The 12,651-nt window shown below is 53.9% G+C and carries 11 protein-coding genes, 1 tRNA gene and 1 pseudogene; 10 read left to right on the top strand and 3 right to left on the bottom strand.

Going from position 1 to position 12,651, the window contains the following annotated elements; translation table 11 throughout:
- The 4 genes from NK55_RS02815 (at nucleotide 1) to NK55_RS02800 (ending at nucleotide 3,684) form a co-directional block, all read left to right on the top strand.
- The gene (locus NK55_RS02815) at nucleotides 1-1,155 is read left to right on the top strand and encodes an alanine--glyoxylate aminotransferase family protein (RefSeq protein WP_041429016.1); all 1,155 of its coding nucleotides are present in this window, start codon (nucleotides 1-3) and stop codon (nucleotides 1,153-1,155) included.
- Between the two features lie 3 nt (nucleotides 1,156-1,158).
- A complete protein-coding gene (locus NK55_RS02810; protein WP_024124320.1) occupies nucleotides 1,159-1,623 on the top strand; it encodes an MEKHLA domain-containing protein in 465 nt (154 codons plus the stop codon).
- Nucleotides 1,624-1,670: 47 nt separating this feature from the next.
- Entirely contained in the window at nucleotides 1,671-2,681 is a 1,011-nt protein-coding gene (locus tag NK55_RS02805; RefSeq protein ID WP_024124319.1) for a DUF389 domain-containing protein, read from the top strand.
- Nucleotides 2,682-2,772: 91 nt separating this feature from the next.
- The gene (locus tag NK55_RS02800) at nucleotides 2,773-3,684 is read left to right on the top strand and encodes a branched-chain amino acid transaminase (RefSeq protein WP_024124318.1); all 912 of its coding nucleotides are present in this window, start codon (nucleotides 2,773-2,775) and stop codon (nucleotides 3,682-3,684) included.
- Here the strand turns inward: NK55_RS02800 and NK55_RS02795 are convergent.
- From NK55_RS02795 to NK55_RS02780, 3 genes are all read right to left on the bottom strand, one after another.
- The gene (locus NK55_RS02795) at nucleotides 3,681-4,109 is read right to left on the bottom strand and encodes an ATP-binding protein (protein ID WP_024124317.1); all 429 of its coding nucleotides are present in this window, start codon (nucleotides 4,107-4,109) and stop codon (nucleotides 3,681-3,683) included. The two genes, NK55_RS02800 and NK55_RS02795, sit on opposite strands and share 4 nt — an antisense overlap.
- A gap of 163 nt (nucleotides 4,110-4,272) precedes the next feature.
- The gene (locus NK55_RS02790; RefSeq protein ID WP_024124316.1) at nucleotides 4,273-6,855 is read right to left on the bottom strand and encodes an AAA-like domain-containing protein; all 2,583 of its coding nucleotides are present in this window, start codon (nucleotides 6,853-6,855) and stop codon (nucleotides 4,273-4,275) included.
- Nucleotides 6,856-7,257: 402 nt separating this feature from the next.
- A complete protein-coding gene (locus NK55_RS02780; protein ID WP_024124315.1) occupies nucleotides 7,258-7,641 on the bottom strand; it encodes a DUF4359 domain-containing protein in 384 nt (127 codons plus the stop codon).
- A 46-nt stretch (nucleotides 7,642-7,687) separates the two neighbouring features.
- On the opposite strand from NK55_RS02780, the gene NK55_RS02775 reads away from it, so the two are divergent.
- The 6 genes and pseudogenes from NK55_RS02775 to NK55_RS02750 all read left to right on the top strand — a co-directional run bounded on the left by NK55_RS02775 (nucleotide 7,688) and on the right by NK55_RS02750 (nucleotide 12,651).
- Nucleotides 7,688-7,760 (top strand) — tRNA-His (locus NK55_RS02775).
- Nucleotides 7,761-7,798: 38 nt separating this feature from the next.
- On the top strand, nucleotides 7,799-9,388 hold the full coding sequence (locus NK55_RS02770; RefSeq protein ID WP_225871779.1) for an ABC transporter substrate-binding protein: 1,590 nt from the start codon (nucleotides 7,799-7,801) through the stop codon (nucleotides 9,386-9,388).
- Nucleotides 9,385-10,173 carry a TlyA family RNA methyltransferase gene (locus NK55_RS02765; protein WP_024124313.1) on the top strand — a complete coding sequence of 263 codons (789 nt, stop codon included), beginning with the start codon at nucleotides 9,385-9,387 and terminating at the stop codon, nucleotides 10,171-10,173. Before NK55_RS02770 ends, NK55_RS02765 begins: the two co-directional genes overlap by 4 nt.
- 31 nt (nucleotides 10,174-10,204) lie before the next feature.
- Nucleotides 10,205-10,615, top strand: a complete 411-nt coding sequence (locus tag NK55_RS02760) for a hypothetical protein (protein ID WP_157869639.1) — start codon at nucleotides 10,205-10,207, stop codon at nucleotides 10,613-10,615.
- Between the two features lie 16 nt (nucleotides 10,616-10,631).
- Nucleotides 10,632-11,224 (top strand): annotated as a pseudogene (locus NK55_RS02755) (peroxiredoxin).
- A gap of 128 nt (nucleotides 11,225-11,352) precedes the next feature.
- The gene (locus NK55_RS02750) at nucleotides 11,353-12,651 is read left to right on the top strand and encodes a hypothetical protein (protein ID WP_024124311.1); all 1,299 of its coding nucleotides are present in this window, start codon (nucleotides 11,353-11,355) and stop codon (nucleotides 12,649-12,651) included.

Genomic DNA, 12,651 nt, shown 5'->3' with positions numbered 1-12,651 from the left:
ATGCAAGATAAGTCGATGTTAATGATTCCGGGTCCAACGCCGGTGCCGGAATCGGTTCTTCTGTCTCTCAGTAAACATCCTATTGGCCATCGCAGCGGTGACTTTAGCGAGATCATGGCAGCGGTGACGGCAGGGTTGAAATGGCTGCATCAGACGACGAATGATGTGCTGATTTTGACGGCCAGCGGCACAGGGGCAATGGAAGCCGGGATCATTAACTTTCTCAGTGCGGGCGATCGCGTCCTGGTGGGCTGTAACGGCAAATTTGGCGATCGCTGGGGAGAAGTGTGCGATGCCTATGGCCTGAAGACGGAGCGCATTACTGCCCCTTGGGGACAACCCCTCAACCCCGATGACTTCAAAGCAGCCCTCGAGGCGGACACGGCTAAAACCATCAAAGCGGTAATTGTTACCCACAGCGAAACCTCAACGGGGGTGATCAACGACTTAGAAGCGATTAACCGCCATGTCAAAGCCCACGGCCAAGCCCTAATCATTGTGGATGCCGTCACCAGTCTTGGCGCTGTGAATGTCCCTATTGATGAGTGGGGACTGGATGTGGTTGGTTCTGGTTCCCAAAAGGGCTATATGATTCCACCGGGATTGGCCTTTGTCAGCGTTAGTGCCAAAGCATGGGAAGCCTACAAAACCGCAACGCTGCCCAAGTTCTATCTTGACCTTGGCAAATACCGCAAAGATGCCGCCAAAAACACAACCCCCTTTACGCCACCAGTGAATCTCTTTTTTGCCCTAAAGACGGCACTGGAGATGATGCAGGCGGAGGGTCTAGACAGTATCTTTGCTCGCCACCAGCGCTTGATGCAGGCCACCCGTGCGGCCATGAAGGCACTCAACTTGCCCCTCTATGCGCCGGATGACTGTGCCAGTCCCGCCATTACTGCCGTGGCACCCCAAGGGGTAGAGGCCGAAAAAATTCGCAACCTGATGAAAAAACGCTTTGACATTGCCCTCGCGGGGGGCCAAGATCACCTGAAGGGACAGATTTTCCGCATAGGTCACTTGGGCTTTGTTAGCGATCGCGATATTTTGGCAGCTATCAGTGCCCTCGAAGCTGTGCTGGGGGAATTGGGCTACAGCAACTTTACTCCAGGGGCCGGGGTGGCCGCCGCTAGTCGTGTATTGACCGCAGCCTAAGGGATGGAACCTTGGTTACAGCCAGCAGCACTCCGGCAGGCACGACGCATTTGTGTCAGTTTTCAGCGCTGGACGGGGCGATCGCTCCTCCCCAATCCTGCTGAGGATGACTGGAGCCTAGGGCAGCAATTGTTTGACTGGTCCCAGCCTGTTCTATCCCATGGGAGTGAGGCAGATCCAATTCTCAATTACGGCAACCAAGCTGCCCTCACCCTCTGGGAATACCTTTGGACGGAATGGGTGCAGCTTCCCTCCCGCTTTACGGCTGAACCGATGGCTCAAGCTGAACGGTCAACACTCCTAGCCCAGGCTGCTCGCCAAGGGTATACCAGTCACTACAGTGGCATTCGTATCTCCCGCACGGGGCGACGGTTTCGCATTGAAAATGCTTGCATTTGGACAGTCCTAGATGAGGCAGGCAACCCAGTGGGACAAGCTGCCACCTTTGATCACTGGCGTTTTCTGTAGGATTGATTTAACTAATTCTGCTTTCCTCTGAATTCGTCAGATCACCTATGAAAGAACTCTTTCTCCATTGGTTGCATCAGCTACAAGCCTTCCGCTACCATCGCCGCAAGCCAGAAAGCCTCGATCAGCTGACCCGCACACTTGATGTGGAGTCCCGTTTGAGTGTTCCCTATATCGTCTTGATTGTCACCTCCTGCGCGATCGCCACCCTTGGGCTACTGGCCAATAGTGCAGCGGTGATTATTGGGGCAATGATTATCGCCCCCTTGATGGCACCCATTCGCGGGCTAGCCTTTGCCTCTTTAAGTGGGAATATCAGACTCTTTCGAGAGGCAGCTTTCGCTCTAGGTACAGGCACCTTACTTGCTATTGGGATATCATGGCTGATTGGCCTATTTGTGCGTCTTGAAGTGTATGGGAGTGAAATTATGGCTCGCTCCCAGCCTACGCTCCTTGATCTTGGTATTGCCGTCGTGGCCGGTGTTGTGAGTGCTTACGCGATCGCCGAGCCTCGTATTTCCAATACCTTAGCCGGAACTGCCATTGCGGTTGCCCTAATGCCACCAGTGTGCACGATTGGCCTAGGGCTTGCCCAAGGGAATGCCCGCCTCACCCTGGGGGCTATCCTGCTGTATCTCACCAATCTGCTGGGCATTGCCCTTGCCTGTATGGTTTTCTTTGTTATCACCGGCTACATTCCCCTCCACCGCAGTCGCCGTCCACTGCTTATTGCTGGGGCCTTAACGGCTGTCTTAGTCGTACCGCTGGCAATTAGTTTTAGTCGCCTTCTGCAACAGGCACGCCTCCAGTATCAGGTACGGCAAGCGCTGGTGCGGGGTACGCTCACGTTTCAGCGACTAGATTTACTGAGTAGCGAGACCGACTGGGTCAGTGATCCACCCATTGTGCTCCTGAATGTGCGGGCCCGTGAACCTGTGACACCCAAGCAAGTCAGGCTGATGGAAGAGTTTATCCATCAGCACATGGGTCGCCCTTTTCGCTTAGTCCTACAGGTGTCTAGTGTGCAAGAAGTAACCGCAGAAGAGTCAACGCCCTAGTTTTTTGAGCGTCAAGCGAAAATGTTAAACTATTGGGACTCCACCCTAATTTCGGTGTCATCTGCTCTTTGTCAACGCTGCCTATTCACGCATGAGTGATTTTCTTCCCTATGCCTACCTCAAGGGTCAATTTGTGCCCTTTGAAGAAGCCAAAATTTCCGTGGCCACCCATGCCCTCCACTATGGAACAGCCGCTTTAGGCGGCTTGCGTGGTCTTCCCAATCCTGCCAATTCAAAGGAAATTCTCCTTTTCCGTCTTGAGGATCACTGTCGGCGCCTCAGTCGCAGTGCCCATTATCTGGGCTATGAATTGCCAACCAGTGACATTAAAGCAAGAATCATTGAGTGGGTGCAGAAAAATCAGCCCAGCGTGCCTTTCTATATTCGGCCCTTGGTTTATACCTCCGGGTTAGGAATTGCACCCCGGCTCCACGATATTGAAAAGGATTTTCTGATTTACGGCATGCCCCTTGGGGATTATCTTTCAGCCACTGGTGTTACCTGTCGTATTAGCTCCTGGCAGCGGCAGTGCGATCGCTCCTTTCCCCTCCGGGGCAAGCTCACCACCTCCTACATTGTCTCCGCCTTGGCCAAGACAGAAGCGGTTTCCTCGGGCTTTGATGAGGCGATTCTCCTCAACGCTCAAGGAAAAGTCTGTGAAGCGTCGGGGATGAATCTCTTCTTGGTGCGGGATGGACAACTGATTACGCCGAGCGTGGATCAGGATATTCTTGAGGGCATCACCCGCCGCAGTGTCATTGAACTGGCGCAAGCAGCTGGGGTCAAGGTGATGGAGCGACCCGTGGATCGCACGGAACTGTTGATTGCGGATGAGGTCTTTTTAACCGGCACGGCTGCGCGAATTGTGCCCGTCAGTCGTATTGAGACCTACACTCTGCCTAGCGATCGCCCCCTGACACTCCAACTGCAAAAACAATTACAGGCGATCGTTGAAGGCCGAGAGCCGCAGTATCGCCATTGGATTGATGTCATTCCGCTCTAGCTCAAGCGATTCTGATCGGTTGGGGTGAGATACTTGCACAGCCTCAGTTCAGTACCCTGGGCATTCCAATAGACCTCATCAAAGATCGCATAGATTAAAAATAAGCCCCGACCACATTCACAGTCGGCGGCTGGCAACAACTCATCAGCGGTTTCAGAAACATTACTGGGGGGGGAGAAGCCATCCCCCTGATCCGTAATCACCCACCAGCACTGATCAGGCGCAAAGGTATAACGCACCAGAACTAACTTCTCGGGGTTGAGTTGATTGCCGTGGCGAGCCGCATTAACGAGGGCTTCTTGGAGGCCGAGCCTAATTTCGTCTTTGTATTGGGGGGGAAGATCACTGATGAGAATCTCGAGGATGGGTTGGAGAAAAAGTGTCGAGGGAAATGCTAGGGTCTGCCACTGAGGCGCAACGTACATTAACGTCATAGACGGCATAACCCGCGAAGGCTAACTGGGCAGCGGGATACAGATCCGAGACAGATGAGAGTCATTGGCGGATAACCGAACCCCTCTCCCTTTAGCTTAGCAAGGGAGTTGTTGCTCACACAACCGCCGCCTGGCTGGCCAATCTTTGGGGGGCCTAATGCAGGCGATCGCCAAAATAGCGGCGGTAAAGATCACAGCGCACCTTAGCCAAATTCCCCTCTAGGGTAATCAGTCCCAAACTGTGGAGCTTAAAGCCAATAGTGCTATCAACAACACTGCCGTTGTCTGCTTGCAGAATCTTCCTAAAGGCGGGTACCAGGTCTTTTTGCTGCTGGAGATGCCACCACTGTCGCCGCAGGTGATCTCGATATAACCCCGTTTCTGAGGCTGCATTGGCCATTAGCTCCTGCCATGTGAGGTCTTGGCGGGCGAGATGATAAAGACTCAGACGAATCAGGTAGGGATGCCCCCCCACCAAGTGCTGAAGGTCTTGAAGCTGCTCTTCTGAGAGACTCAGGCCGTGAAGGCGGCACAACTCAGCAATTTGTGCTTGGGTGAATTCCGGCAGATCAATGGCTAAGCCAACGTTAAAGGGAGATTGGTTAATATCCAGGGGAATGTAAACCTCGGTGCCATGCACCACAATTAGACGGAGATTGCGCCAAATATCGCGGTTTTTGCCCTCCTCATGCCATGCCCGCAACAGGCCAAAGAAATCACTGGCCACTTCCGGATATTCAAACACCCGATCCACTTCGTCTAGGCCGAGAACAAGGGGGCGACCCTCAAATTGTGTCCCCGGTTTCTGGCAATTGGGTAAGAGATACTCCTCAAAATAGGCAGTGCAGTTATATTTACTGCCAAAAATGTCATCCCAATACTCATTGAGGCGGTTTTCTAGCCCTAGGCGCCGTCCAACACTGGCACAGAGCCAACGCAGTAGTTTTTCCAAATCACTGAAGACTTGGGCATCCGCCAGTTGGAAACTGAGAGGAACAGTGCCATAGCCCTCTTGGGTGGCGCGGTAGAGCAGCCGTGCCATGAGTGAGGTTTTGCCCATTTGGCGGGGAGCTTTGATGCGAATCAGGGAGCCGGGTTGCAAGAGGGTTTCCCGACAACGCTGCTCAATAGGAGGCCGCTCAATATAAAACGCCGAGGCCACTTCCACTTGCCCTTCCGGCAGTTCTGGCTCAGCCACGGGAACAGGGGCACTATCACCAACGAATGTATTCTTTTGATCGGGTTCAGCAATGGTTTCTTGGGGGGCATCGCTACTGGTGGCCACAGGGGCCGTGGTCGCATTCACCAAGTCGAGAATTTCTTGCAGCAGGGTGTCGGTATCCGCTGGCGATCGCCAGAAGCGCTGTTGCAGTCGATGCAGGTAGCCCCGCAACTCATAGTTCAAGGGCATATCCAGCGGAAAATTGACCCGCACAGGCAAGATAAAGGGACGGCGATCGCCCCGGTGGGCTTGCAACTGTTTGACGGTGCGGACTTCCTCGAGCACCATTTCACTTTGAGCTGCCGTTTGCGAGAGCAACAGAACAAAAAAATCACACTGTTTGAGCTCCTGATCAATCCGCTGTGCCCATGCTTCCCCGAGACGGATACTTTGGCTAGCCATAAAGGGTTGGTGACCCGCCTTTTGCAAGGCCTCTTGGAGCGCACTTGCCAATTGCAAATCGGTGCCGTGACTGGAGTGACTGATAAAAATACGGCGACCTTGGTTGGGAAAGGCGGCGGTGGCTGCCGGTGGTGAGGACAGCGGTTTGGGTTCGGTGGCTTTGGGGGGTAGCGTGGAAACAGGGGGTAGTGGACGGGGTGGCGCCTCACCTGCCTTTGGCGATCGCCAGAGGTCTTGAACGGGAGTTCTGAGAAATTTGCCAAGGCGAAACCAAAAAGATTTGGGCACCTCTACCTGTTGCAGACTGGCAAGGGCATCGGCAGCCGTAGCAAAGCGTTCATAGGGAGAAGGGTGAATGAGCTTATTGACAAACTGCACTAGGCGATCGCTCACCGGTTCAGTGGCTTGCCAACACCAACAGCCGTAGGGGTTTTGGGTGAGTTGCAGGGGACTCAACCCCGTTAATGCCTGTACAGCCACCATTCCCAAGGAATAGAGATCGCTGGCCGGGCGGGGCCGTCCTTGGGCTTGCTCTGGTGCCATATACCCCGGTGTGCCAATGGCGATCGTCTGCGGATTCGCATCTCCCACTAAGGTACCGCCGCCAATGGAGACCCCCATTTCCTTCACAGCACCAAAATCAATGAGGACCAAGCGGTGATCCAACTGGCGACGAATTAAGTTATCGGGTTTAACATCACGGTGGATGACACCACATTCATGCACAAAGCTGAGAACTCCGAGGGCATCTTGGAGCAGCTCAATCACCCGTGCCTCTGACCACGCACAGCCCGGCAACAATTCCTGCCGTAGGACTTGACCCTCAACGAAGTCTTGGACAAGGTAAAACTCGTTGTCCTCCTCAAAGTAGGCAAGGAGGCGGGGGATTTGGTCATGAGTGCCCAGCCGCTCTAGAATTTGTGCCTCGCGCTGAAAGAGCGATCGCGCCAAGGGGAGAAAGGCCGCATCCCTACGGGCAGGGCGCAGGTATTTAACAACACACTTGGCCCGAATAGGCCGATGAACATCCTCTGCCAGAAACGTTTGGCCAAAATTCCCAGCTCCCAAGACTCGAATGAGTTTATAGCGCCCGCCAAGGGTTTTCCCAATCATGATAATTGTTTTTTACCGGCGTCTCCTTGTTGATATATCTTGGCACAGCCCTTCCCCGCTCCACCATCAGAGTGCCCCCATGGGGTATTTGGCGCTAAGGATCGCATGCCGCACAGGAGATAGGAAAACCACCCTTGCACTCCCAGACATTGCAAAACCAGACATTGCAAAAGAGGAGATAAAAGGACTCGATGCCGCTACCGCAGGATCATGAATAGACTGACGACGAGGCTCAGTAGGAAACAGCCCACACTCCCAATGGCATGGGCCGGGAAAACTCAAAGGTCTCCCTTGAGCGATCGCCCTGGGGACAGTATTTCCTCAAATTTCTCAAAGAACTAGCTCGGTACCTTGGGCGCTGGATTCTTGCATTTTACACCTGCCACTAGGGGAAAGCAGCCTTTATAGCCTTAGCGGAATAATTTGACCAAAAAGGCCGAGGCTCCAGATGGTTTGAATGGGCAGTTCAGTTACAAAGAGGGTGGCAACGCCAAGGTTATAGGCTTGGGTGTTGTAGGCGATGTAACGTTCAATCTCTTCTGCTGGGCGGGATTCGAGTTGGTCACAGACTTCCAAAGCCACCATAGCTATGCCGCTATTGCGATTGATGATCTCTGGGCACACCTGAGTCAAAAGGAAGGTATTGATTTCCGTTGCGGTATGGCGTTGATAGTCGGCAGGGGTGGGATTGGTGAGGCAGGCCGCAATAATCCCCAACAGCAAGAAGGCACCACCGCTGCACCAGAGAGGGCGTGCCCTGATTTGGGAAAGGAGAGGCACTTTCATGGGAGAATTCTCTATGCTATGCTAGAAAACTAGCTTAGGAGGCATGGCGAGCGTAGCCAAGTGGTTAAGGCAGTGGATTGTGGTTCCACCATTCGTGGGTTCGAGTCCCATCGCTCGCCCTTTATTCTAGTGGATAATGTACCGAGCGGGTGTGTCTGTGGCACAACGGCTACTGTGGGGATGTCTTGTACTGTTGCTGAGCCTGCTGCTGGTTGCCTGTGGCGGTGAGGGGTCGCGCCAAGGGGATCACAGTCTTGTCATTGGCACCACGGCTCGCCTGCGCACCCTTGACCCCGCTGATGCCTACGAAAACTTGGCGGGCCTGCTTCTGTTCAATTTGGGCGATCGCCTCTATACCTACAAAGGCAAAGACCTCATTCCCCAACTGGCCACTGCCTTACCCGAAGTTAGCGAAGATGGCCTCACCTACCGCATTCCCCTTCGGCGGGGGGTTTACTTCCACGATGGGACGCCCTTTAATGCTGCGGCCATGGCCTTTTCCCTGCAGCGATTTATGAATAGTGGTGGCCAGCCCGCCTCCCTGCTCGCAGGACGAGTCAAAGAAATTAAGGCGATCGCCGAGGACTTGCTGGAAATTCGCCTTAAGGAACCCTTTGGGGCTCTTCCCCATTTGTTGGCCTTTAGTGGTTTGTGTGCTGTTTCTCCTACGGCCTATGGCGCAGCGGGCAATCGCTTCTTGCCGACCCAATTTGTGGGCACAGGCCCTTACCGCCTAGCGGCCTACAGGACGGATGGGGTGCGCCTTGAACCCTTTGCTGACTATTGGGGCACCAAACCCGAAAATGCTGGCATTCGTGTGCAAATTTTCTCCAGTAGTGCCAATCTCTACAATGCCTTTCGCACGGGGGCAGTGGATGTGGTGATCGGTGCTCTCGATCCGAATCAAATTCGCGCCCTCAAGAGGCAAGCGCCAACGAAGCACTGGCAGGTAATTACGGGGGCAGGCAACGCTGTGACCGTCCTGAGCATCAATGTGCGCCAACCCCCTTGGGATCAATTGGCGGCGCGGCAGGTTTTGGCTGCGAGTGTCAATCGTCAGCGCCTCGTAGAACGAGTCTTTTTGGGGGAAGCAGAACCCCTGTACTCCTTAGTGCCGAGTTTATTTCCTGTGAGTGAGCCCGTCTTTCGCGATCGCTATGGAGACGGCGATTCTAGCCAAATAGAGCACTGGTTGCAGAACACGACTATTTCACCGCAGCAGCCCTTGGTGGTGAACCTTTGGTACCGTGCCAATGTTCCCAGTAATGTCTTGGCGGCAACGGTTCTGAAAGCCTCCCTAGAGCGGGATTTGGGCGATCGCGTTCAGGTGCAACTAGACAGTGCCGATTCCGCCACGATCTACCGCAATTTAGAAAGTGGAGCCTATCCCTTGGTCTTGCTCGACTGGTACGGTGATTTCTACGATGCCGATAACTACCTTGAACCCTTCCTGAGTTGCGATCGCGGTTCCGTAGCCACCGGCTGTGAAAGGGGTGCCAGTGCTGCGTGGGGGTCGTTTTTCTACAGTCCTGAGGCCAATGCTCTCATTGTTGCCAGTCGCCGTGAGGCCAATCCCCAACGCCGCGGCGCCCTCTTGCGTCAGCTTCAGGAACTCAATGCTGAGGCCGTGGCCTTTTTGCCCCTGTGGCAGAGTCAAACCACCCTCTTTGCCCAACCCCAGTTGCGGGGGTTAGCCCTTGATGTCAACCAGCTCTTTGCCTTTGCCCCCCTGCGGAAGAATCAATGACTCCCCGAAAGCAACGCTTGGATAGTCTTCTTGTGGAGCGGCATCTGTGTGAGAGCCGCCAACAGGCACAACGCTGGATTCGTGCTGGCGAAGTTCAAGTCAACCATATTCCCATTGATAAGCCGGGGACGCTGGTGGCTGTGGATGCCACAATTCAGGTGAAAGCAAAACCCGCCTATGTTTCGCGGGGGGGTGAAAAGCTTGCCCATGCCCTGGGGGTCTTTCCGGTGGTGGTGCGCGATCGCGTGTGTTTGGATGGCGGTATTTCCACAGGCGGCTTTACGGATTGTCTGCTGCAAGCGGGAGCCCAATTGGTCTATGGCATTGATGTGGGCTATGGCCAAGTGGATTGGAAACTGCGCCAGGACCGGCGCCTTATTCTCAGGGAACGCACTAACCTGCGTTATCTAACCCCCGCTGATCTGTACACCGACGATGGACCCCGACCCGATCTGGGGGTGGTGGATGTCTCTTTTATTTCCTTAACCAAAGTGTTGCCGGCCCTATGGGAATTACTGCGGCCGCCGCGAGAGCTTATTGCTCTAATTAAGCCGCAATTTGAAGTGGGGCGCGATCGCCTCGGCAAAAAGGGTGTAGTGCGCGATGCCAAGGCGCGTCAAGAAGCGGTGGATCAGGTGATAACCGCAGCCGCAGCTTTGGGGTGGCAGTGCTACGGTGTCACTCCCTCGCCGATTTTGGGGCCTGCGGGCAATCAGGAATTCCTTGCCTACTTTTCCGATGGTGCGAATGGTGTCCTGGAAAACAAGATGGTATCATCCTCCTGACAAAAATGACGGTTTTCCGAGAAGGCAGCAGGTGCCACCGTTGGACAAACGGAAGCCAGCCTCAGCCTCGGTCTCTCGGGTCAGCAAATCCTATGGCAATTATTCTTCCCCAAGCCATTTTGATTATCCTGCCCCCTTTACCAATAACTTCATGACGCTGATACAGGACGGCCCTCTTTTGGGGGGGATTGGGGTGCCCGAACTGCAAAATATGACGAGCGCGTTTGCCAATTCCATGACAAATCCGCAGCAGAAGCTCTTTGTTTATATTTTGGGGACAATGTTCTATTTTGCCCTCTCTTTCCCCTGTCACGGCTCTGCCGCTTCCTTGAGCGGCGGTGGCAGCGATCAACTATTTCATAATCAAAACCGTTATGAGTATGATATATTAGGCATAGCTGTTAAAAAATGTAAACAGCCCTATTCAACCTATCCTAGTTAGGAGTACGAGGTTTTCTATGTCTGACTGTCTGCGTGTCGGTCAACCCGCCCCCGATTTTGAAGCGGTTGCTGTTTATGACCAAGAGTTCAAAACCATCAAGCTCTCGGACTATCGCGGTAAGTACGTTGTTCTCTTCTTTTATCCCTTGGACTTTACCTTTGTCTGCCCCACGGAAATTGTTGCCTTTAGCGATCGCTACGATGAATTTGCCAAATTGAACACCGAAATCCTTGGCGTGTCTGTGGATAGCCAGTTCTCCCACTTGGCTTGGACACAAACCGATCGCAAAGCTGGTGGTGTCGGCGATCTCAAATATCCCTTGGTGTCTGACCTAAAAAAGAAATCAGCACTGCCTACAATGTGCTGACCGAAGAAGGAGTGGCCCTGCGCGGCCTGTTCATCATTGACAAAGAAGGGATGATTCAACACGCAACAATCAATAACTTAGCCTTTGGCCGCAGCGTTGATGAGACCCTGCGGGTGCTCCAAGCGATTCAATACGTTCAAACTCACCCCGATGAAGTCTGCCCTGCGGGCTGGCAACCTGGTGACAAAACGATGAACCCTGACCCCGTCAAATCCAAGGTCTATTTTGAAGCAGTGGGCTAATGGCTCCTCTTTCTTAGACTGATCCCTTGGGAACCTGCCCCTGAGGTGGGTTCTTTTTTGCTTCGCCAAGACCCGTGGGAAAACGCTAGGGTGGAACAAGAGGGGTTTTGCCGAATAGGGAGGCAAACATGACGGTTGATCACCGCCTGATGCAGGCTGTAGACACACTGGGGTACCGAGTTACCGCAGGGGATGTGGCGGGTACAGTGGGATTACCGCTACAAACGGCCGAAAAAGGATTAATGGCCCTGGCTGCCGATGTTGGGGGAACGCTGCAAGTGGCCGAAAGCGGCGATATTGTCTACGTCTTCCCAAGAAATTTCCGCAGTATCCTGCAAGCAAAATACTGGCAACTGCGCCTGCGGGCGGTAGCGCAGCGGGTTTGGGGCATAGTTTTCTATCTCATTCGCATTTCCTTTGGCATTTTTCTCATTATTTCGATTGTCCTGATTTTTCTGGCGATCGCCATCATTTTGATTGCCCTTTCCAGTCAAGGCCGAGACGGTGACGATCGCGGCCAAGACAGCTCTTGGGGGGGCGGTGGCCTCAATTTTTGGGTCTTTCCTGACTTTTGGTATTTCTTTGGCGATCCTTCCCCCCAGCGATCGCGCTCCCCATCAAGGGAAAATGGCGAGGAAATGAGCTTCTTTGAGGGGGTCTATTCCTTCCTCTTTGGCGATGGCAATCCCAATGCTGACCTTGAAGAACGCCGCTGGCAGCTGATTGGCCAGGTCATTCGCAACAATGGCGGGGCAGTTACGGCAGAGCAAATTGCCCCCTATCTCGATTTAGAAACCAATCCGGGGGACGATGAGTGGTACATGCTGCCTGTGCTCACCCACTTTAATGGTCGTCCGCAGGTTACAGAGACAGGGCAAATTATCTATTGCTTTCCTGAGTTACAAACGACGGCGCAAACTCGCCAAGGGCCACAGCCGACACTTCCCCCCATCTTGGAGGAGCAGCTCTGGCGCTTTAGTCGGGCGCCCGCTTGGCAAGTTATGGTGGCCATTGGCTTGGGCTGTGTCAATCTCATCGGTGCACTGATGCTGTGGTACCTGCTGGGAGATGGGGCGATCGCCCAAGAGCTGGGGGGACTGGTGGCCTTTGTTGCCTCGATCTTTTGGATTTTACTTGGCTATGGCATTGGCTTTTTGGGGGTTCCCTTGGGGCGGTACTACTGGTTACTGTGGCAAAATCAACGCATTCGCGATCGCAATGCCCGCCGCTACCACTTCGCTAATCTCTTGGCCAATCCCACACCCCAGTTGCGTGCCAAATTACGGGCCGCTCAAGCCTATGCCCAGCAGCGGCAAATCCGTGAACAGGATGTCATTTATCGCTCAGATCAGGATTTAGTGGAGCAGGAACTCGCCCAATCGGAAGCCATTGATCGCGAGTGGCTACGCCGCCTGGAATCGGAATAG

Source organism: Thermosynechococcus sp. NK55a (genome assembly GCF_000505665.1).
Taxonomy (GTDB): domain Bacteria; phylum Cyanobacteriota; class Cyanobacteriia; order Thermosynechococcales; family Thermosynechococcaceae; genus Thermosynechococcus.
This window is presented reverse-complemented; position numbering and strand designations above follow the sequence as displayed.

Excerpts from the sequence above, each read along its gene's own strand:
- NK55_RS02815 (WP_041429016.1), top strand. The coding sequence starts at position 1 with ATGCAAGATAAGTCGATGTTAATGATTCCGGGTCCAACGCCGGTGCCG.
- NK55_RS02810 (WP_024124320.1), top strand. The coding sequence starts at position 1,159 with ATGGAACCTTGGTTACAGCCAGCAGCACTCCGGCAGGCACGACGCATT.
- NK55_RS02805 (WP_024124319.1), top strand. The coding sequence starts at position 1,671 with ATGAAAGAACTCTTTCTCCATTGGTTGCATCAGCTACAAGCCTTCCGC.
- NK55_RS02800 (WP_024124318.1), top strand. The coding sequence starts at position 2,773 with ATGAGTGATTTTCTTCCCTATGCCTACCTCAAGGGTCAATTTGTGCCC.
- NK55_RS02795 (WP_024124317.1), bottom strand. The coding sequence starts at position 4,109 with ATGTACGTTGCGCCTCAGTGGCAGACCCTAGCATTTCCCTCGACACTT.
- NK55_RS02790 (WP_024124316.1), bottom strand. The coding sequence starts at position 6,855 with ATGATTGGGAAAACCCTTGGCGGGCGCTATAAACTCATTCGAGTCTTG.
- NK55_RS02780 (WP_024124315.1), bottom strand. The coding sequence starts at position 7,641 with ATGAAAGTGCCTCTCCTTTCCCAAATCAGGGCACGCCCTCTCTGGTGC.
- NK55_RS02765 (WP_024124313.1), top strand. The coding sequence starts at position 9,385 with ATGACTCCCCGAAAGCAACGCTTGGATAGTCTTCTTGTGGAGCGGCAT.
- NK55_RS02750 (WP_024124311.1), top strand. The coding sequence starts at position 11,353 with ATGACGGTTGATCACCGCCTGATGCAGGCTGTAGACACACTGGGGTAC.